14 protein-coding genes are annotated in these 20,712 nt (G+C 54.8%); 1 reads left to right on the plus strand and 13 read right to left on the minus strand.

Annotated features, from left to right (window positions below; genetic code table 11):
* The first annotated feature begins 60 nt into the window (after positions 1-60).
* Complete coding sequence (locus ABD851_RS10555) at positions 61-2,454, plus strand: glycoside hydrolase family 31 protein (RefSeq protein WP_344978973.1); 2,394 nt, start codon at positions 61-63, stop codon at positions 2,452-2,454.
* 24 nt (positions 2,455-2,478) lie between these two features.
* On the opposite strand, the gene ABD851_RS10560 is transcribed toward ABD851_RS10555, so the two are convergent.
* The 13 genes from ABD851_RS10560 to ABD851_RS10620 form a co-directional block, all read right to left on the minus strand.
* Positions 2,479-3,201 carry an AcvB/VirJ family lysyl-phosphatidylglycerol hydrolase gene (locus tag ABD851_RS10560; protein WP_344978975.1) on the minus strand — a complete coding sequence of 241 codons (723 nt, stop codon included), beginning with the start codon at positions 3,199-3,201 and terminating at the stop codon, positions 2,479-2,481.
* A gap of 154 nt (positions 3,202-3,355) precedes the next feature.
* Positions 3,356-5,959: a phosphatidylglycerol lysyltransferase domain-containing protein gene (locus ABD851_RS10565; RefSeq protein ID WP_344978977.1), complete on the minus strand. Its 2,604-nt coding sequence runs from the start codon at positions 5,957-5,959 to the stop codon at positions 3,356-3,358.
* Between the two features lie 56 nt (positions 5,960-6,015).
* Positions 6,016-7,029, minus strand: coding sequence for a chorismate synthase (locus ABD851_RS10570; RefSeq protein ID WP_344978979.1), 1,014 nt, complete (start codon positions 7,027-7,029; stop codon positions 6,016-6,018).
* A gap of 59 nt (positions 7,030-7,088) precedes the next feature.
* Positions 7,089-8,354: a 3-phosphoshikimate 1-carboxyvinyltransferase gene (gene aroA / locus ABD851_RS10575; RefSeq protein ID WP_344978981.1), complete on the minus strand. Its 1,266-nt coding sequence runs from the start codon at positions 8,352-8,354 to the stop codon at positions 7,089-7,091.
* Positions 8,355-8,375: 21 nt separating this feature from the next.
* On the minus strand, positions 8,376-9,401 hold the full coding sequence (gene aroB, locus ABD851_RS10580; protein WP_344978983.1) for a 3-dehydroquinate synthase: 1,026 nt from the start codon (positions 9,399-9,401) through the stop codon (positions 8,376-8,378).
* A gap of 50 nt (positions 9,402-9,451) precedes the next feature.
* Positions 9,452-10,546 carry a chorismate mutase gene (locus ABD851_RS10585; protein WP_344978986.1) on the minus strand — a complete coding sequence of 365 codons (1,095 nt, stop codon included), beginning with the start codon at positions 10,544-10,546 and terminating at the stop codon, positions 9,452-9,454.
* A gap of 33 nt (positions 10,547-10,579) precedes the next feature.
* Positions 10,580-11,419 (minus strand): prephenate dehydrogenase, encoded by an 840-nt coding sequence (locus ABD851_RS10590; RefSeq protein WP_344978989.1) that lies wholly within the window; start codon positions 11,417-11,419, stop codon positions 10,580-10,582.
* Positions 11,416-12,621, minus strand: coding sequence for a pyridoxal phosphate-dependent aminotransferase (locus ABD851_RS10595; protein WP_344978991.1), 1,206 nt, complete (start codon positions 12,619-12,621; stop codon positions 11,416-11,418). Before ABD851_RS10595 ends, ABD851_RS10590 begins: the two co-directional genes overlap by 4 nt.
* A gap of 212 nt (positions 12,622-12,833) precedes the next feature.
* Complete coding sequence (locus ABD851_RS10600; protein WP_344978993.1) at positions 12,834-13,658, minus strand: prephenate dehydratase; 825 nt, start codon at positions 13,656-13,658, stop codon at positions 12,834-12,836.
* A gap of 404 nt (positions 13,659-14,062) precedes the next feature.
* Positions 14,063-15,286, minus strand: coding sequence for an MFS transporter (locus ABD851_RS10605; RefSeq protein WP_344978995.1), 1,224 nt, complete (start codon positions 15,284-15,286; stop codon positions 14,063-14,065).
* Between the two features lie 36 nt (positions 15,287-15,322).
* Positions 15,323-17,257 (minus strand): FAD-dependent oxidoreductase, encoded by a 1,935-nt coding sequence (locus ABD851_RS10610; protein ID WP_344978997.1) that lies wholly within the window; start codon positions 17,255-17,257, stop codon positions 15,323-15,325.
* 14 nt (positions 17,258-17,271) lie between these two features.
* A complete protein-coding gene (locus tag ABD851_RS10615) occupies positions 17,272-18,867 on the minus strand; it encodes an FAD-dependent oxidoreductase (RefSeq protein WP_344979001.1) in 1,596 nt (531 codons plus the stop codon).
* 168 nt (positions 18,868-19,035) lie between these two features.
* Positions 19,036-20,712 carry a RagB/SusD family nutrient uptake outer membrane protein gene (locus ABD851_RS10620; protein WP_344979004.1) on the minus strand — a complete coding sequence of 559 codons (1,677 nt, stop codon included), beginning with the start codon at positions 20,710-20,712 and terminating at the stop codon, positions 19,036-19,038.

The following is a 20,712-nucleotide window of genomic DNA, read 5'->3' on the forward strand; positions in this document are numbered from 1 at the left end:
GCGCATTTGAGCACTCCGCTGTTATTTCTTATTTTTGCCATTTAATGTACAAACCACATAATGCAACCTGTAGCGCCGACCAACAAATATTCGATCAAGTATTTTCCGGATACTGTCCGGAGCTGGACCAAAGAGGGAAACTACCTGTACTTTCATACCACGGAGACCATTCTCGAGGTCAGGGTGATCTCGGATAAGGTGGTCCGTTTCCGTTACGCCGCCGACGGGGACTTTCAGCGCGATTTTTCCTATGCCGTTCCGGCAGAACTGAAAGAATCACTCGTATTTTTCGATATTCAGGAAAACGAGGAAACCTTTGAGATCGTTACAGCGCTGATCCGGGTGCTGATCGACAAAGACAATCTCCGCATTACCATTACCGACAGCGAAGGCCGCATCATCAATCAGGACGAACAGGGCTTCCACTGGCAGTATTACCTCTCAAAAGGCGGAAAGATCGTATACTGCAGCAAACAGATACAGGAAGACGAAAATTTTTTCGGCCTGGGCGATAAGGCCGCCGCGCTCAACCTCCTGGGCAAACGGTTTGAGAATTACGGGGCGGATACCTATGGTTATCAGCGGGACACGGATCCGCTGTACAAGAATATCCCTTTTTATTACGGCCTTCATCACGGCATCGGCTACGGTATCTTTTTCGACAATACCTTCCGTACCCTGTTCGACTTTGGCAACGAACGTCCGGAAGCCTGCAGCTTCTGGGCGCGCGGAGGCGAGATGAACTATTATTTTATCTACGGTCCCCAGCTGCTGGACGTCGCCCGGGAATATACCCGGATCACCGGCACGCCGGACCTGCCGCCGATGTGGGCGCTGGGTTATCAGCAGTCGCGCTGGAGCTATTTTCCGGACAAGCGGGTCGTCGAGATCGCGCATGAATTCCGCAACCGTCATATCCCCTGCGATGTCATCCATCTCGATATCGACTACATGGAAGGCTTCCGCTGTTTTACCTTCAGCGAAGAGAACTTCCCCGATCCGGCGGGGCTGGTGAAGACCCTGGCCGACATGGGCTTTAAGGTGGTGGTGATCATCGATCCGGGCATCAAGGTAGACCCCGAATATGAGATCTACCAGGAAGGACTGGCCAAAAACTATTTCTGCCGGCGGGCAGACGGGGCGCTGATGGAGGGAGATGTATGGCCGGGACAGTGCGTCTTTCCCGACTTTACCAATCCTGAAGTCCGCGCCTGGTGGCGCAGCCTTTTCAAACGGCTGGTGGATGTGGGCATACGCGGGGTATGGAACGATATGAACGAGCCGGCGGTTTTTGAGATCGGGACCTTCCCCGAAGATGTGCGGCATGATTACGACGGCGACCCCTGCAGTCACCGTAAAGCACACAACATCTACGGTCACCTGATGAGCCGGGCTACCGCCGAAGGGCTGAAAAAATATCTTATGCCCCACCGCCCTTTTGTGATCACCCGCTCCTGCTATGCCGGCGCCCAGCAATGGACCTCCGTGTGGACCGGCGACAACTCGGCCACCTGGGATCACCTGTCCCTCGCCTCCCTGCAATGCCAGCGTATGGCCGTGTCCGGGATATCCTTTATCGGCAGCGATATCGGAGGCTTTATCGGGGAGCCCGACGGCGAGCTGTATATCCGCTGGCTGCAGCTGGCCACCTTCCATCCCTTTATGCGTACCCATTCGGCCAGCAACGAAACCAACTTCAACCAGGACCCCTGGTCATTCGGCAGCAAGGTGGAATTTATTGCACGCAAGTTTATCCGTCTGCGTTACCACCTGCTCCCCTACCTGTATACCACCTTCTGGCAATACGCCACCGAAGGAACGCCCATGCTGCGGCCGATGGCCTTCGTGGCCCAGGAAGATGCGGAAACCTATCACCGCGATCATGAGTTTATGCTGGGCGATCATCTGCTGATCAGCCATGTCAGCGAGCCGGGTATGCAGGAAAAACAGGTATATCTGCCGGAGGGCAACTGGTATTACTACTGGAACGACAAGACCTATGCGGGCGGAACAAGCTTTCCCATTTCCACTCCGCTTGATGAAATACCGCTTTTCGTAAAGGCCGGCGCCGTTATTCCGCAATATCCCCGTATGGAATTTGTGGGCGCGGAGCCGGTGTCGGAAATGATCCTGCATGTATATTACGAAGCCTCCACAGTACACAGCATTCTTTATGAAGATGCCGGCGACAACTACGGTTACAGGAACGGCCAGTTCAATGTGATCCGTTACAAGGTCACGGGCGGCGAGCGCTCCCTGCGACTGAAGAAAAAGTTTATCGGAAAATATGAATCCGGATGCTACAGGAACCGGATCATCTTCCACGGTCTTCCCTTCGAGGCGAAGGAATACGTGATCGAGGGCAAGACCTATAAGCTCAGTAAGCGGAACTTCGCCCTGGGGACAGTCAAGATAGCGGTCGACCGGAGCTTTGAAGAGATAATCATACGTTAACCGGACGTTCCCCCAAGGCGCCTGTTAGCGCAGATGTGCAAGCACCAATCCGGCGACATCGCGGTGATCGTCGGTATATTCATGGCCTCCGGGAAGACGAAAGACGGGTATATGCCGGTCTGAGAGGGAAGCCATAGGATAATCGTTCTCTGCTTCACCAAACAGGCACAGCAGCGGCCGAAAGGTCATGCGATTCAGTTCATTCACTACACTGTATTTCCATTCCTTTCGCTTTCCCATCATCTGGGAGAGGTGGATCTCAAAATCCGTGGACGTACCGGGAGAAAAAAGCACTACGCCCCGGCAGTGTGCAAGCAGGGCGGACGGCAGCCGGTTCACCACAAAAGGCAGCACGTCGGCGCCGAACGAGAAGCCTGCCAGGATAAAATCTTGCTTATGCCACAGGCGGGTATAGCGATCCAGCAAAAGCTTCACGGCAGCAGCGGTCTCTTCCGGCGTTCTTTTTTTCCAGAAATACTTCAACGAGTTGAGCGCCGCTACCGGTACAGACCGTGCAGCAAACTGACCGGACAGCCGCACATCAAAACCCTTCCATCCCCCATCTCCGGTAAGCAGCAGCAACATGGGCATACCGGAATCCTCCCGCGCCGTTACCTCCTGCACGGGCAGCCGTTCTCCCGGCAGCGAATCGGGTTGTTCCGCAGGCAAATTCTCGCCGGCGACCTTGTTGCGACAGATGAGAAAAAGCCAGATAGCCGCTGTAACATATAATATTCGCTTCCTCATGGTTTCCGGTTTGATGTTTATCTCGCGCACTATGATCTTTAAAGGTCTCAATGAAACGAAGTTCGACAACACAGCTTAAAAATAATTGAATTTCGTTGTCAAGGCTGCGCCTTTCTGGTTTGACGTTTGCGTTCAATAGTCTAAGGTCCAGGGTCTATTCGACAGGAGCCTCCATCACCTTTTGCAGGGCGGACGGCAGCAGCAACAGGTCAAAATGATGGTCATATACCAGGTATTTATTCTCCCATACGGGGTCAAATTTTTCCTTAAAGTTGCGCAGACCCCGGTAATGTGCGAAACGCCTGATTTTCTCATAGGCAAATTTAAGGGTCCGTTCCTGCATATTTTTGGGCGCTTCGATACCGGACATGGGCGCCATGCCCATGTTCAGGTAGTGGTAGCCTTTTTCACGACAGTAATCAATGAGCCCGACCATCAGATAATCCAGACAGCCGGCATATTCATCGGGCAGTTTACGGATCAGGTCGTACCGCACTTCCAGCGGCCGGCCATCCGGTACCAGGTTCAGGAAGGCTACGATCCGGCCGTCCGGCGCTTCCAGTAAAAAGGTTACCTGCTGCTTCAGCTCCGCTTCGAGGAACATGCCCTGGGAAAAGATCATTTCCGTACGGTTGAGATGCTGCAGCCAATCCTCAGATACCGCCTTCATCTGCTGCAGAATATTGGCGGGTACCGGCGGCTCCAGGATCTTCAGACTATACCCTCTTTTCACCAGATAGTTCCGGGCGGTGCGCAGATTCTGGCGGCGCTTACCCTCCAGGGTAAACGCCCGGACATCCACAATGGCTTCCTGTCCAATAAGCAGGGCATGTCTTTTCCGCTCCCCGAAAAGCGGCAGCCGCTGTTCATCGATGCGGTACCAGGCCGTACGAAGGCCATGCTCGTGGCAGTGCCGTTCAAAATCATCCATGATACGGGATATCGACGAGGGGTCCGGCGGGCAAACCGGCATGCCCAGCGTTATGGCAAAGTCGTTCGCTACCTTATAAGATACAAATCCTTCTGTCCGGGGCGAAGTGAAGATGAGCTTGTCCGGATAGATTTTGAAATATTCCACGGCAGAACTGCCGTATTGCTGTACCATAGACCGCGCGTAAGCAAACTGCGCTTCTTCCCCGCTGCCGCTGCGGCGGTATACCAACGGGCGTATCAGGGTATAGAACAGAAAGCCCAGGGAGCCGACACCCATGACATTGATCACACGAAGGAACCCTTTTGCGAACCGGGTATGGGGGACAAGTCCGCTGTCCAGCAACACAAACTCCTGCAGCGTATATCCCAGTGAACGGGAAAAGCCGAAGTCTATGCCAAAATGGACTTTATCGAGGAAATAAAAGCCCGTCACTCCAAAAACAAGGGAAGCCAACAGAATCAGCAGCGCTATCTTTATCCCCGCCGTGATCCGTTTCCGGCTGCTTTTTACCGGATACTGACTGCGGGTACCCATGAGCACAACTGCCACCAACGCGGTGAATATGGCCTCTTCATAATCTATCGCCTTAAAAATATGACCCACCATAGATAACAACGACACCAACAGGGCAATGACCCATGCCGCGCGAAGTCCACGCAGCAGGAATGCTGCGGTAACTACCAGCACTACGCCCGCAGCGATAACAAAATCATTGGAGGCATGAATGGTCCCTATCGGCAGGTACGACCGGATCAGCCGCATCCGCCAGTGTACGACAGGCGAAAGACCCGAAACAAGGTTGACAAGACCCAGTATAAAAATCATCACCGCCGGAAAGATGCGCAGCAACAGGTTGCCCCGGCTCAGCAGAAAACTGACCAGGCCGGCCAGCACAAGCAGCCAGAAGCTGAAACAGCGGTATAGCAGGGTCACCGAAGCCGCTCCTGCCGCATCAAAGCCATACAGCGTAAGAATGTAGATCAGGGCCAGCTCTATCACCCCGATGCCTTTCAAAAAAGGCGACAGGACAAGAAATAAAGTAGCTACCGTATAGCCGAGCAACGCAGCCTGGAGAGATATTGCCGGCGACAGGGCCTGCATGGCGGCAAACAGCTGCAGTATGCCCGTACCCTCTATGAGCAGGGAAACAGCCAGCGCAAGCCATACCCTGCTCCCCACGATCCGTTGCACGCTGATCTCTGAAAGAATGAGCTCCAGGCCGGGGGAAAGGGCGCCCAGCCGCCTGAACCACCAGCCCTTTTTATAAATGGAAAGCGTGATCCATCCGAGCAGAAATGTTAACGCCAGCAAGATCAGCAGGGAATATACTTCCTTGCCGGCTACTCCCTTGTCCAGGATCAGAAAAAAGATCACCGGCAGTCCCACGAGCGACAACGAGGCAATCCCCAACGCAACGAAAAGGTATGAGGCCAATCCCGTTTTAGTATGACTTACGCCTTGCCGCGCCGTGATGGAGGTAAAGAAGGCCTGCGAGGTAACCCCGCCCGCCGGCAAAAATATACCGATCAGGTTACGCTTGAGAAAAAGCTCGACAGCACTTTTAAAGGAAATCCGCGCCTGGACGGCGGAAAAGCAGGCCATATACATGAACGCCTGCAGGGCAATATAGCACAGCCCGAGCAACGTGCCGGACAGCAGCCATACAGGACGGGCATGCTGTAATGTCGCCGGCATGCGGGCCAGCTCTGCCCGCTGTTCGCGAAAGAAATAAAACCCGATTAGCAGGAAGAGAACGGATAGTATTTCCCGCCAGTAAAAATAATCACGGCCGTTCTTCTTTTTTATCCATCCCAAAAAGGACATGATATAGCAGTTGGGTTTTTTTCAGTACTGCCCCCGGCCGCCCATATATAGCGGGTTCACGCATCGTCCCAGATCCGGGGACGCTGCTGTTCGATCAGCAGCAGGTCGGCGAGGACGATGGCGGTCACGGCTTCCAGGATGACCGGAGCCCGGAGCGCCACACAAAGATCGTGTCGCCCCTTCACCGAAAAGTCCTCTATGCGGTCGGTTTCCCGGTTCCAGGTATGCTGCAGCTTCGGGGTGGAGGAAGTAGGCTTTACGGCGATACGGAAGACCAGCTCATTCCCGTTGGTGATACCGCCTACGATACCGCCGGCATGGTTGGTCCGCGTTTTCCCGCTGGCATCTTCTATGGCGTCATTATGCTCGGAACCAAACATACGGGCGGCGGCAAAGCCGGTCCCGAATTCGATGCCCCGCACGGCAGGGATGGCAAATACGGCATGGGCCAGCAGGGATTCGGCGCTGTCAAAAAAAGGTTCTCCCAATCCTATGGGCAATCCTTTTACACGGCACTCGAGGATGCCGCCCACGGAATCTTTGGCGTCGATGGCTTTTTGTAATCCTTTTTCAGGATCGGCCTCCCCGCCCACCTCTGTCAGGACCGCCTCTACGGTAACCGCTTCGTCAGCCGGTCCCCGGAGCAGCTTTTTTGCGATCGCTCCCGCCGCTACTATGCCGGTGGTGACGCGGGCGCTGAAATGCCCGCCTCCGCGGTAATCTTCAAAACCGCCGTACTTATGAGCAGCTACAAAATCGGCATGTCCCGGACGGGGTATGGCGCGCTGCTTTTCATAATCCGCCGAGCGGGTATTGTTATTTTCAAAAAGAATGGTAAGGGGCGAGCCCGTGGTATGATCGTTGAATAGTCCCGAGCTGAAGACCGGCAGATCGGCTTCCTTACGCGGAGTAGTGCCTTTTGCACCCGGCTTGCGGCGTGCCAGATCGGGTAACAGGTCTTCCGCCGTCAGCGGCATACCCGCCGGACAGCCATCTATCGTTACCCCTACACAGGGGCCATGCGATTCACCGAATACCGATACGCGGAATATCCTTCCAAAACTGTTCATTATACGATTGCTTAAAGGTTCGAGCCTGCCGGCAAAACCGTTTCCGGCATTTCCCCTTCTCAGGGATGATCCACCATGCCTCCTATGGCGCCGAGGTGCTGCCAGAATTCGGGATACGATTTATTCACCGCCTCCGCCTCTTCTATCACCACCGCCCCGTCTGCATTAAGGGCGGCAACGGCACAGGCCATGGCAATGCGGTGGTCGTTATGAGAGAAAAGCGTAGCGCTGCTCATCTGCGTTCCGCCATGCACCTCCATTTCGTCGCCCTTCAGCGTGATGCGGATGCCCAGCTTCGCGAATTCATCCTGCAGGGTTTTTCCCCGGTTGCTTTCTTTATGGGCCAGCCGGCTGACGCCTTTGAGCTTCGTTGTGCCGTTACAGTTAGCAGCCAGGGAGACCAGCGGCGGAAACAGGTCCGGACAGTCGGTGGCATCCATTTCAAAGGCATCGAGACGATCCCGGCTAACCGTTATGGTATGATCTCCTTCCTTCACACGGGCTCCGGCGGCATGCAGCGCATCCAGCATAGCTTTGTCGGACTGGGCCGAAGCAGGATTGAGACCGCTTACTTCCACGTCACCGGCCACGGCGCCGGCAACCAGGAGAAAAGCCGCTCCGCTCCAGTCACCCTCCACTGTATATTCGGCCGGATGATAGTGCTGCTTCCCGGAAAAAATAAACTGCTCGTAATTCCGGTTTTCCACCTGTACCCCGAAATGCGCCATCAGCTGAAGGGTCAGGTCAATATAAGGACGGCTCTTCAGGTCCCTGACGGTGATGGTGGTCTTTCCGTCGCCTGCCGCCACGCCGTAAGCCATCAGCAGGCCTGTGAGGAACTGCGAGCTCAGGGACCCGTCGATGGTAATATCTTTGGCCTGCAGGGGACCCTGGATACGAATGGGCAGCTTGCCGCCGCGGGTCTGGCAGGATACGTTCAGCTGAGGCAGGATTTCTTCAAAAAAATCCATAGGCCGCGAGGCGAGGCTGCCTTCGCCCACGATGGTCAGGGCTTTGTTGGACAGCGCCGCAACAGGGGTGAACATGCGGATGCCCAGACCGGCTTCGCCGCAATGGATCGTTTCGGTGAGGGGCACAATACCTTCGCTGGTGATCTCCACGCGATCCGGAAATTTCCGCATAGCGGAACCCAATTTTTCGGCTACATCCAGTGCGGCAAGACTATCGCTGCTCAGCCCCGGATTATGAATAATACTTTTTCCGCCGGCCAGCATGGCAGCCGCAACAGCCCGCTGCATCGCGCTTTTGGAAGGGCTGGCGGCAATCTTTCCCTTTATGGAAGAAGGTGTGATGGTGACATTCATAAAATACGATTCAAAGCAAAGTTAAAACGATTCCAGTTCCGCTTTCAGCTGCTCCAGCGGTATCGGTACTGTCACCGCCTCCCCGACCTGCTTTAACAGGATGAAATGGATAAATTCCTTTTCTCTTTTTTTGTCCATCCGGAGCAGATTATACACTGCTTCCGTGTTGCTGCTGATCTTCACCGGCAGGCCATATGACTCGATCAGCCGTGTGATGCGGACGGTGTCGGCCTCCGGAAATCCGTTCAGCCGCTGTGAAAGACGGGAGGCAGCCACCATCCCCATGGCTACTGCTTTTCCATGCGCTATCTGCTCCAGCTTTTCCACGGCATGACCGATAGTATGACCGAAATTGAGCCAGCGCCGGGAGCCGCTTTCAAATTCATCTTCCTGGACGATACCTGATTTTATCGCCACTGAACGTTCCACGAGATAAGACAGTATCTCTGGATCGCCTGAAAGCGCCTGATCGCGCTTCTGCTCCAGGAAGTCAAAAAGCGAAGCATCCTGGATACAGGCATATTTGATCACCTCGGCAAATCCGTTGTGCCACTCGTCTTCCGGAAGGGTCCTGAGCAGGTCATAATCAAACAGGATAAAGACCGGCTGCCGGATTATGCCCAGCATATTTTTATAACGGCCGTAGTTGATACCGTTTTTTCCGCCGATGCTGGCATCCACCTGCGCCAGCAGGGTGGTGGGCACAAAAGCAAACGGAACGCCGCGCATATACACGCTGGCCACAAATCCGGTCAGGTCGGTGACGACTCCGCCTCCGATGCCGATCAGCATGGTTTTCCGGTCTGCTTCCAGCCGGATCAGCGCATCGACGATCTCCTGGAACACTTTGAGATCCTTGTATTCCTCTCCGGAGGGTATGGTCACTTTTTGCCATCCTTCCAGCTTGTCTCCGTGCAGCCTGTTGACATTTTCATCGATCAGCAGCAGGGAGCGCTGCGGATCGGCATATTGCTTTAATTGTGCAATGCTTTCGCCCAGGTAGTAATCCACCGCCTGCTGCGAAAATTTATATTGCTGTGCGCGCATCTCCGTCAGGGGTTAGGTATTAAAAGTAAATAAATCAGCCGGAAGACGGCTTAGCCCCTGTCTTCGTTCATAACCCTGTTCTGCCGGTTGATGGATTCGAGGTGCACGGCGTCCATGTATTTCAGAATAAAATCCTTCGTCAGCCCCAGCTTCTCGCCTTTCTTAATGCTTTTTTCCAGGATGTCGTTCCAGCGGTTGGTCTGCAGGATGGTGATATTGTTATCCCTCTTGTACAACCCTATCTGTGCGGATATCTTCATCCTGTTTCCCAGTAAGGTCAGCAGCTCATCGTCGATGTGGTTGATCTGTTCCCGGAATTTCTCCAGGGCCGAGACAAACTCTTCCCTTTCCGTGGTTTCCTGCCGCCATACGATGGCATCCAGCAGCTGGCCCAGGGCTTCCGGCGTGATCTGCTGCTTGGCATCGCTCCAGGCATTGTCCGGATCGATATGGGTTTCCAGCATTATCCCGTCATAATCCAGGTCGATCGCCTTTTGGGCGATCTCGAGGAGGTTATCCCGCCGGCCGCTGATGTGGCTGGGATCGCAGATAAGGGGCAGCTCCGGCATCCGGCGCTTCAGCTCGATGGGCAGGTGCCACATGGGGGCGTTCCTGAATTCGGTATTGCCATAGTTGGAGAAACCGCGGTGTATGGCGCCGATCTGCTTGAGGCCGACCTTGGCCATGCGTTCGATACCGCCCAGCCAAAGCTCGATATCGGGGTTGATCGGGTTTTTGACCAGGATGGGAATGTCTACCCCGCGCAGCGCATCGGCCACTTCCTGCACGGAAAAAGGATTAACGGTAGTGCGGGCTCCGATCCAGAGAATGTCCACTCCGTATTTCAGGCTGTCTTCCACATGCTTGGCCGTGGCTACCTCTACCGTCAGGGGAAGACCCGATATCTCCTTGGCCTTTTTCAGCCATGCCAGCCCTTCCGTTCCGATCCCCTCAAACATGCCGGGTTTGGTACGGGGTTTCCATATGCCGGCGCGGAGCATGTCCACCTTGCCGGTCTTTGCCAGCCGGATGGCCGTCTCCAGCACCTGCAGCTCAGTTTCTGCGCTGCAGGGACCGGAAATCACCACCGGTTGCTTGTTTTTCAGTTTCTGCCAGATCGACTGGGCAGTTGCTACTTGTTCCATTGCGTTAAAGTTAAGAAGTATTTAATGAACGATTTATTTCAATATCCTGCGGATAGCATTCGACTGCTGTATCAGCTCATAAAATGTTTCATAATCCCCGTCGGTCAGCACCTGTTCAAACCGTTTCAGCTGGTGGATATGCTCATGCAAAACGTCCAGCACGTTCTTGCGGTTCTGTTTAAAGATCGGCACCCACATATCCGGCGAGCTCTTGGCCAGCCTTACGGTAGAGGCAAATCCGCCGCCGGCCAGCTCAAAGATGGCGGCTTCCTCCTTCTCCTTTTCCAGCACCGTCAGGGCCAGGGCGAAGGAAGTAATATGGGAGATATGGGAGACATAGGCCGCATGCAGATCATGGGCAACCGCATCCATGTATACGACCCGCATGCCCAGCGTTTCGTACAGCCGCTTCACCAGCTCCACCGCATCGGCATCGCTGTCCGCCGTATCGCAAAGCACGCAGCATTTCCCTTCGAACAGCTCGTGTACCGCCGCTTCCGGACCGGAATATTCCGTGCCGGCCATCGGGTGCGTAGCGACCAGTCGCCCCCGCCGGGGATGCTGCTTTATCTTTTGCAGGAACTGCTCTTTGGTCGAGCCCACCTCCACGACCACCTGCTCCGTTACCGCATCCAGCACCTGCGGCAGCACCGTGATCAGGGCATCCACCGGGATAGCCAGTATCACCACGGAACTTGCCGCCACCGCCTGATCCAGCGGCATGGCTTCATCGATCAGACCCAGCTCCAGCGCCTTCTCCAGGTGCGCCCGATCGGCGTCCACCCCGATGATGCGATGCGCAAATCCTTTCTCCTTCAGCGAAAGCGCCATGGAACCGCCTATCAGACCCGTGCCGACAACTGTGATGGTCATACCTCTTTTTGTTGATGATCGTTTTTATCCGGGGAACCCTGATGCAGTTTTTCCCGTATCCTCCGGGTAGCTTCCTGCAGCGTCTCCGAGGGACAGCACAAACTTATTCTTATATAATCGTTTCCGTTAGTTCCAAAAATGCCGCCGGGTGTAACAAACACATCTGCCTGGTACAGCAGCTCGTCGCTGAGGGCATACCCGTCTGCATAGTGTTCCGGCACGCGCGCCCATACAAACAGGCCGCTCTGACCCTTATCGTAACAGCAGTCCAGGTTGTCCAGCAGCGCATAGGCCTGCGTACGCCTTGCAGCGTACATCTCGTTCAGCGAGCGGTACCATTGCTCATCCAGCCCAAGCGCTTTCGCGGCGGCCAGCTGCAGCGGCAGGAACATGCCCGAGTCCATGTTGCTTTTAAAGCGAAGCACTTCTGCCAGCAGATCGCTCCGCCCCCCGATCATCCCGATACGCCATCCGGCCATGTTGTGTGACTTGCTCAGGGAATTCAGCTCCAGGGCCACATCCTTCGCCCCTTCTACGGCAAGCAGACTCGCCGGCTGCTCATTCAGGATAAAGCTGTAGGGATTGTCATGGCAAAGCAGGATATCGTGTTCCCGGGCAAACGCCACCAGTTCGGCAAAAAACGATTTATCCGCTCTCGCTCCCGTAGGCATATGAGGATAGTTCACCCACATCAGCTTCACCCGGCTCAGGTCCTGCGCAGCCAGCGCTTTCAGGTCAGGCAGCCACCCGTTTTCCTCCCGCAGATCGTAATCCACACATACCGCACCGGTCAGCTGCACCGCGGAGCGATAGGTGGGGTAGCCCGGGTTGGGCACCAGCACCTCGTCACCCTCATCCAGGAAGGTCATGCAGATATGCATAATGCCTTCCTTGGAGCCGATCAGGGGAAGGATCTCGGTCTCCGGATCCAGATCCACTCCGTAGTACTTCTGATACCAGCCGGCAAACGCCTGCCGCAGGGCGGGAGCGCCTTTGTAGCTCTGGTAGGCGTGGTTGCCGGGCTCAGCGGCGCGGTCCTGCAGCGCCCGGATCACACTTTCATGCGGCGGCTGATCCGGGCTGCCTATGCCCAGGTTGATGATGGGCTTGCCCTGTTTCTTCAGGGTATCGATCTCCCGCAGCTTACGCGAAAAGTAATACTCCGAGGTGTGTTGCAGCCGTTTTGCTACCGAAGGATTCATCTTGCTTGATTTGATAATAATTTACTTCGCGCATTATGATTTCTTAGTGGTCTCAGCGAAGGCTTTGCCTTTGATGATTTATTTATTCAACCGCACCCCTTAAATTTAAACGTATTCTTTCATGAGATCCCGAGTCAAGCTCAGGATAACGTGTCCTTATAATGCCCTTCACCTTTTACCTTTTACCTTTCGCCTTTCGCCTTTTACCTCTCCTAAACCGTAACCCCTTTTTTATATATACCCAGTATCTGCATGCTCTCGGTCATCGGACGGATGGCCCGGACCACCTTTTCGAACTGGTCCAGCGACTGAAATTCCATATCGGCATGAAAATAATATTTCCATTCGCTGCCCGGTATGGGAAAGGACTGCAGCTTGGAGAGGTTCACCCCCTCGTCGGCAATCCTGCTCAGTACCCTGGCCAGGCTGCCGTGGGTATTGGCCGTATGAAAATATACCGACGACTTATCCGGATGATCTTCCTTTACCGCATCTTCCGTTTTACGCAGGACGAGAAAACGGGTATAGTTTTTCTTTTCCGTATGGATATTGGGCGCCACGATCTCGAGGTCGAACAGGTCGGCGGCCAGCTTGCTGGCAATGGCGGCGGTATGTGTGGCCCGGCGCTGCCGCAGGTGCCGCGCGCTCAGCGCCGTATCCTCGGTCTCCACCAAACGCCACTGGGCATGCTTTTCCAGAAAGGTCATGCACTGGAGCAATGCCATGGGATGGGAATGCACCTCGCGGATATCATCGAGGGTCTGCCCGGGCAGTACCATGAGGTGCTGCCGGATCTTCAGGAATATCTCGCCGGTGACGCAGAGACCCGACTTCTGCAACAGGTTATAGTTCGGCAGGATGCTTCCGGCAATGGAATTTTCGATGGCCATTACCCCGCCGCCGGCCTCGCCGCTTTTCACCTTGCGAATGAGCTCTCCGAAGGTGGCGCAGCTGAGCATACCGGCGTCCTGCCCGAAATAATGCTGGGCAGCGATCTGGTGGAAACAGCCTTCAAAACCTTGTATGGCAATCTGCATATAAGTGGTTCATTAATCTGATAAAAAAAGGGCCCCGTTTTCAGCGGAGCCCTTCTGGTATATTGTGTATCCTGTCAGCAAGGAGCGTCCGCCTTCTTTTGCATAAAAAAGAAGTAAAAATAAAAACCGTTAAAAACCCTTCCCTGTTGCATGATGCGTATTCATTGTAATGAAAAAAGGCCCCGGGATCACTCCTGAGGCCTCTTGTTTTTTATTGTTATGTGTACACAGCAACCTCAGTTCTTCTTACCGAAGAAGTAAAAATAAAACCCGGTATAAAATCGACGCAGTTGCATGGTGTTTGTACAATTCGCTGTTTGCAGGCACAAAATTAATAAAGGTTTTCAAAGAAACAAGCAAAAAAATAAATTTTCCCGAAAAAAGACCGGTCGGCCGCCTGCAGTCTATACTTCCTCGATATAGTCCAGGTCCTTATGATAGGTCTCTTCTATGGTAAAGGCGGCGATCAGGGCAATGCCGATACAGATGAGGCCAGTAAGCAGCCCCCCGGTGAGCAGGGAAAAACGGTCGGCCAGTAGCTTGAAGCATATGGAGATCAGCACCAGTACGCCCCTGACAAAATTCGGCACGGTAATGGCCACCGTGGCCCGGAGGTTCGTTCCGAACTGCTCCGCGGCTATGGTCACAAATACCGCCCAGTACCCGACCCCGACACCCATGCCGAAGCAGATCAGGTAAAACATCAGCGGGGTAATACCCCTGGCAAAGAAATAGATCAGCACGAAAAACAGGGTCATAAACAGGAACAGGATCAGCGACTTGCGCCGGCTTTTCCAGATCTGGCTGAGGTAGCCGCTCAGCAGGCTGCCGATGGACAGGGCGGTATAAAAAACCATTACCGCCGTTCCCGGCACAATGGCGCCCTTTACCCCCAGCGCTTTGGCAAAGTCGTTCGAAAAGCTCACCAGGATGCCGATGGCATACCAGCAGGGCAGGCCGATAAGGATACATTTCAGGTATTTCCAGCAACGCTTCCAGTCGGAAAAAAGGACCAGGAAGTTACCGCGGCTTACTTTTTTATCCTTTACCGATACGTACATACCCGACTCAAGGATACCGATACGCATCAGCAGCAGCACGAATCCCAGCCCGCCCCCGATAAAATAACAGGTCCGCCATTCAAACAGCTTCCCGATAAGCCCTGCGGCTACGGCGCCTATTACCCCAAAAGCCGAGATCAGCATGGTGCCGTATCCCCGTTTTTCCTTGGGCAGCAGCTCGGAAACCAGCGTTACGCCTGCGCCCAATTCCCCGGCCAGCCCTACTCCGGCCACAAAACGCCAGATCAGATAACCCTGTGTGCCGTGTACCAGCCCGTTGGCCACATTGGCCACCGAATACAGGAAGATAGAGCCAAAGAGCACGCTCAGCCGTCCCTTTTTATCCCCCAGCACCCCCCAGAGAATACCGCCCAGCAGCAGCCCGGCCATCTGCACATTCAGCAACTGCAGACCTACATCCCGTACCTGCTGCTCGTTCAGCCCGAGGCCGGTCAGGCTTTTGATCCGGATAATGCTGAACAGCAACAGATCATAGATATCTACAAAATAACCCAGGGAAGCAACAATAACGGCTATACTAAGAACGGAGTTCGATTTATGACGCATACCGGTTAAAAATAAATACAGGAATCAAAAATAATTTTAATCAGTGATATTTTTCCCGTTTTTTAATCCATAGATACGCCGGATCATCCCGGCACGGGTGGGTGAGGTCCGCAGCCAGGCGGGGTCTGCATCTACCCCTGCCGCACGGGCCAGGGTTTCTGTCTCATCCTGCGTTATTTTTTCATCCATCGCCACCGACCAGGCAGAATAGACGCCCTTGAGCGCAAAGAACTGCAGGGCGGCATAATCCGGGTCGTCCGGTTTTATCTGCTTAAAATAAATGAGGATGGCCTTTTGCCGCAGCAGCTGCTCCTGCAGTACGGCGGTATCCACTTCCTGTACCGGCTGCTTATGGCGGACGGCCAAAGCCGAAGCCACTCCCGCAGCATGTCCGAGCGCCATCCAGCAAGGCTCCATACGGAGGGTGGAAAAGCCCAGATGACTGCCTGATACCGGTACCGGCATCAGCAGGTTGCCCACCTCCCGCGGCACCATCACGCCGTAAGGCACCGTATAGGGCGCCGTACCATAGCTCAGGAAGCCGTCCAGGTGGACCCGCCCTTCTTCCCGTTTGCGCACGGCATGGGAGTCGATAGCATAATGGCTGGCGGTAATGCTGTCCTTATGCAGGGGCGGCCTTTTCCCCGGCTGCTCCGGCCGGGCATCGCCGGCCGTAAAAAAGTAACGGCCCCGCATGCGGCGTCCTTCACGAACGTAGACCTGTCGGGGAAAGTTACCGTTATCGGTATATTCATCCCGGGCAAGCCCCCACTCCAGGCAAGCCTTCCGGAACCATTCCGGCAGGGCTTCGTCATGCTGGGCAAACCAGAGCAGGCCGAGGGTATATTCTTTCTGCCGTTGCGCAAAGCGATCGCGCCAGTCCCACGACGAGGTCGGCCAGGGCCAGTTCTCCTCCGGCAGGTCGGTGGAGATAAAAGCCATGTGCTGGTTGTTGGCGTCGTTCTTGTTATTGGGTATCCGCACCTTGTTCACCAGCCGCTGCATGCCTTCCGGCATACCCGGGACCTTGGGCGGCAGGCCTTTGGCTACGCGGGCTTTGTTTTCTTTTATCTGCGCGGCGGTGAGAGACTTCATCTGCACGCCGGTATGCCGTCCGGTCTTTACATCTTCTACCAGCGAAAGGTATTCATCGCGCCGGTAATGTTCCGGTTTGGGAACCGGCATCCGCAGCTTGGGATCGTCCGTCAGGCAGAGACGGTAATTAAAGGACTGAATGGCATTATCGCCCTGGAGGGTGGAGCCGGCTTCCGCTTCTTTACCGCCCCAGTATTTATAGACCCTGCCTGCAAAGGGCTCCTTATAGACCTCAAAGCTTTCCCTACCCACTTCAAAGGGCACTCCCGCGGCAGCGGCCAGGTCGCCTTCGTAGGTGGCATCCACAAAAATGGCGGCAGTATATTCGGAAAAACGCCCGGATGAGCGGTCATATATCCGGATACTACGGATACGGCTACCTTCCTTTTTTACGTTTTCAGGATCGGAATCAAACTGCTGCATCTTGCGGACGGTGATCCCCGGCGTTTCGGCGATCATCTGCTCAAATACCTGCTCTCCTACCGAGGGTTCGAAATGATACCCGCCCTCACAATCCCTGACCTGCGGCGAGTCTGCGCCGTATTGCTCCGTATAATGCTTTTTCACCCGGTTTACAAATTCCAGGAAGAGCCCGCCGGTGGCGCCCCGTGTGCCGATATCGGTAGCGCCGAGACCGTTGGCCGGCAGCCCCCCGATATGATCCGTTCTTTCCAGCAGGGTTACCTTCATCCCCATGCGCGCGGCGGCGATGGCCGTCATGATTCCTCCCGGCGTTCCCCCGACCACGACAAGGCCGGCATCGGCTTCGGGACTGCGTTTACTGTCCAGACCCACTGCTGCGGCAGCCAGGCTGCCGGACAGGGCCATGGCTCCTGTACCCAGGGCGGTTTGCTTTATAAAGGTTCTTCTTTCCATATTTTCCTAAAACGTTATTGCGCTTTTTCCAGATAAGGGTCGGCCTGCAACCGCTGCTGCAGCTGTTTTACATCGATCTCCTGCACGGCTTTTTTCCCGTCTATCGCCATGGAGGCCGCCATGGCAGCGGACTGTCCGAGCACCATGAACACGGGCTCCATCCGAATGGAACCATAGGCGATATGGCTGGCCGACAGGCATACCGGCACCAGCAGATTGGTGCATTCGCTGCGCTTGGGGGTAAGGGAACGGTAAGCTACCGGATAGGGCGGGAAGCCGCCTACCTCCACGTTCCCTTCGTTTTTTACCATACCGTTTATCACGATGCGTTCGCAGTTATGGCTGTCCATGGTATATGCGGCCATGCCGATGCCATCGGTCACCTTCTCCTTTCCCCGGCAGTTGCGCTCCGTCATCACATACTCCCCGATCATCCTTCTTCCCTCGCGGATATACAGCTCGGGGGTAAAATGTCCGAATGCAGCGTATTCGTCTTTGGGATATCCCCACTGCAGCATCTGCCGGCGCAGGGCGTCCGGCACCCGGGGGTCGTGCCCGATAAAGTACAGCAGCCCCTTTGTATAATCCACATGCGATTGGAATATCTTCTCCCGGCCGGCATAGTCGGCTTCCGGCCAGCCATAGTTCATGCCGATCATATCGGTGGAGAACGCGCCCCGGTTGTTGATGTCCGTTTTCCGGTTGGGCATGCGGCTCCAGATAAAATAGTCATTCAGCTTCAGCTTTCCGGGCTGGGCGGCTATCAGCCGCAGCAGCAGCTCGTACCGGGCGGGATCATAGTTTTCCGGCCGGGTTATCGGTATCCTGTTCTCTGCGCTGTCGGTAAGACAGATACGGAAGTTATAGGCCTGGATCTTTTTATCGCCGCTGCCGGCAGGCAACAGGGAATCGGCACTGATCCCCCAGAGCAGGCCGCTGGAAGGATCCCCGGGTTTTACATAGGGATCCACGCCGTCGGGAAACTGGTGGTTGTGCATCACCTGCACGCCGTCTATCGTTTCCCCGTACTGCTTGTTATCTTCCCTGCCCAACGCAAAGGACACACCGGCCATGGCCAGCAGGTCGCCTTCATAGGTACAGTCCATAAACTCCTTTCCGCTGATCTGCAGGGTCACCGGTCCGTGCTGGCCGGTTTTACGGAACAGCAGGCTTTGTATAGCGGTTCCTCTCTTTTTTACACGGGTCAGCTCCTGTTCATAAAACACCTTTATATGTCCAGTTCTGATATAATCCTCCATTACTTTCGATGCTACGCTGGGCTCGAACTTCCACTGTTCGGGCACGCCGTATAGCTTTCCTACGTTTTTATAGAACTGCCTGGACAGCCCGGTAATGGCCTGCTTGTTCCCGATATCGGTCTGCCCCAGCCCGCCGGTGGTCATGCCGCCCAGCATTTTTCCCGGTTCTACCAGCAGCACCGATTTACCGCAGCGGTAAGCGGCATAGGCCGCGATCACCCCGGCAGAGGTGCCCCCGTAGATCACGATGTCGGCGCTGTATTTTTTTACCGGCGGGAGACCGGCCCCTTCGGCAGAAAAGGTCTGTACCAGCAGGGCCAGCAGACCCGCGAAAAGTGTTTTAAGTCGCATCTGTTAATTTTTTGGCCTTTTTAATTTATTATACGCCCTGTGGCGTATGATCATAATGGGTGTTATTCCTTCTCCTTCATGAGATCCCGGATCAGGTCCGAGATGACGATCCTTTATAGTTCCTTTATCTTTTACCCTTTACCTCTCGCCTTTAACCCTTTACCTCTCTCAGTATCCCGGATTCTGCGTGATGGCCGGATCGGTTTGGGTTTCAATATACGGAATCGGCCACAGATAATCCCGCTTGGGATCAAACGATCTTGTTTCCACTACGCGCATATCCGACTTGTTGGGTACATCGTCGTAGTGCGCAATGCCGTTGGCATCGATAACGGGCGCTGTCGCCAGCAGACCGGTGGGTATTCTTCCGTACAGCGGCCCGTTCATCACCTGTTCGGCAATCTTCCAGCGGTGGATGTCAAACAACCGGAATCCTTCTCCGGCAAGTTCGTACAGGCGTTCCCGGCGGATAATGGAGCGCAGCTCTTCCTGCGTCTTTCCGGTAGTGATAGCCGGCATATCCACACTCGGCCTTTGTCTTACGGCATTGATGGCCGCATATACCGAAGCATCGATCTGGTTGGCCTCTATCCTGGCTTCGGCATAGGTCAGCAGCACTTCCGCATAACGGATCAGGGAAACATGCAGGGTAGACAGGCGGATATTATCCTTGTCCTGAAGGTCTATATACTTCCTCCAGCAATAGCCGGTAAAGGAGGCGTAGGCGTTCAGGGCATCCTGGTTGTCAATACGGGTGGCGGGGGTGGTATTGTAATTCCAGCATTTGACGCTGTCTTTGTTGGTCTCGAACTGGTAGTTGAAGAATGTAGAGCCGGGCAGCGCGATGGTAGCGCCCAGCCGCGGATCGCGGTGTTCATAAGGATGCTCGGGGTCATAGCGGGCCGACTTGTCTATGGTCTGACCGTCGGTACATTCATAGGCATCCACGAGCGACTGCGAAGGCACCTTATTGGATGCGCCGCCGGCATTTCTGCACAACAGCGGATAAGGACCGCCCCAGTTGATGGCAGGCAGCTGATACTGAAAGGCAAAAATAATTTCTTTGGAACTTTGTCCGTCATAAGTAAAAAGCCGGGCGTAATCGTCTTCCAGGCTATATACGCCCTCATCCATGACGGCCTTGGCAGCCTCCGCCGCCACATCCCATTTGCCGCTATACAGGGCTGCCCGGGCCTTGATGGCCAGCGCCGCTCCCCGGGTGGCACGGCCGACATCGCTTGCGCTGTAGGTAGCCGGCAGCACAAGCGCTGCGCTGTCCAGCTCGGTAAAGATAAAAGACAATACCTCGTCCTTGCTGGTCCTTGGCAGCTGGGAATTGCTCAGGTTCAGCTGGTGGGTCACCAACGGCACATCGCCAAACTCGGCGATCAGGTGCTGGTACACATAAGCCCGGACAAAGCGCGCTTCCGCGATGCTCCGGTTATAGATGGCAGGATCGGCCTTATCCTTTACCTTTTCTACATTATCCAGCACAAAGTTGCATCGTGCGATCACCTGGTAGGCTTTGGTCCAGATGCCTTTGGTGAAGCTGTTGTTGGCATCCTGGTTGCCCTCGCCCAGCTTCTGCAGATCACTCACATTCCTCTCGAATCCGATATCGGTACAGTTGTCCAGTAACATGGTAATGGGGAGCCCGTCCAGCGGCGCATAGTTGATCCCTTTATACAAACCGTTAACGGCAAGCACCAGCTCATCCTGGTTAGTAAAGTAAGACTGGTCGGAAGGACCGGACAAAGGATATTTATCCAGGTAATCTTTATTGCAAGCCTGGGTAAGCATGGCCAGTCCGGTGAACAGGAAAATATATCTTAACGACTTTATCAT

Source organism: Compostibacter hankyongensis, from assembly GCF_039541075.1.
Taxonomy (GTDB): domain Bacteria; phylum Bacteroidota; class Bacteroidia; order Chitinophagales; family Chitinophagaceae; genus Compostibacter; species Compostibacter hankyongensis.

Bases quoted from the DNA above. Each gene is read 5' to 3' on its own strand.
- ABD851_RS10555 (WP_344978973.1), top strand. From the start codon at position 61: ATGCAACCTGTAGCGCCGACCAACAAATATTCGATCAAGTATTTTCCG.
- ABD851_RS10560 (WP_344978975.1), bottom strand. From the start codon at position 3,201: ATGAGGAAGCGAATATTATATGTTACAGCGGCTATCTGGCTTTTTCTC.
- ABD851_RS10565 (WP_344978977.1), bottom strand. From the start codon at position 5,959: ATGTCCTTTTTGGGATGGATAAAAAAGAAGAACGGCCGTGATTATTTT.
- ABD851_RS10570 (WP_344978979.1), bottom strand. From the start codon at position 7,029: ATGAACAGTTTTGGAAGGATATTCCGCGTATCGGTATTCGGTGAATCG.
- aroA (WP_344978981.1), bottom strand. From the start codon at position 8,354: ATGAATGTCACCATCACACCTTCTTCCATAAAGGGAAAGATTGCCGCC.
- aroB (WP_344978983.1), bottom strand. From the start codon at position 9,401: ATGCGCGCACAGCAATATAAATTTTCGCAGCAGGCGGTGGATTACTAC.
- ABD851_RS10585 (WP_344978986.1), bottom strand. From the start codon at position 10,546: ATGGAACAAGTAGCAACTGCCCAGTCGATCTGGCAGAAACTGAAAAAC.
- ABD851_RS10590 (WP_344978989.1), bottom strand. From the start codon at position 11,419: ATGACCATCACAGTTGTCGGCACGGGTCTGATAGGCGGTTCCATGGCG.
- ABD851_RS10595 (WP_344978991.1), bottom strand. From the start codon at position 12,621: ATGAATCCTTCGGTAGCAAAACGGCTGCAACACACCTCGGAGTATTAC.
- ABD851_RS10600 (WP_344978993.1), bottom strand. From the start codon at position 13,658: ATGCAGATTGCCATACAAGGTTTTGAAGGCTGTTTCCACCAGATCGCT.
- ABD851_RS10605 (WP_344978995.1), bottom strand. From the start codon at position 15,286: ATGCGTCATAAATCGAACTCCGTTCTTAGTATAGCCGTTATTGTTGCT.
- ABD851_RS10610 (WP_344978997.1), bottom strand. From the start codon at position 17,257: ATGGAAAGAAGAACCTTTATAAAGCAAACCGCCCTGGGTACAGGAGCC.
- ABD851_RS10615 (WP_344979001.1), bottom strand. From the start codon at position 18,867: ATGCGACTTAAAACACTTTTCGCGGGTCTGCTGGCCCTGCTGGTACAG.
- ABD851_RS10620 (WP_344979004.1), bottom strand. From the start codon at position 20,712: ATGATAAAGTCGTTAAGATATATTTTCCTGTTCACCGGACTGGCCATG.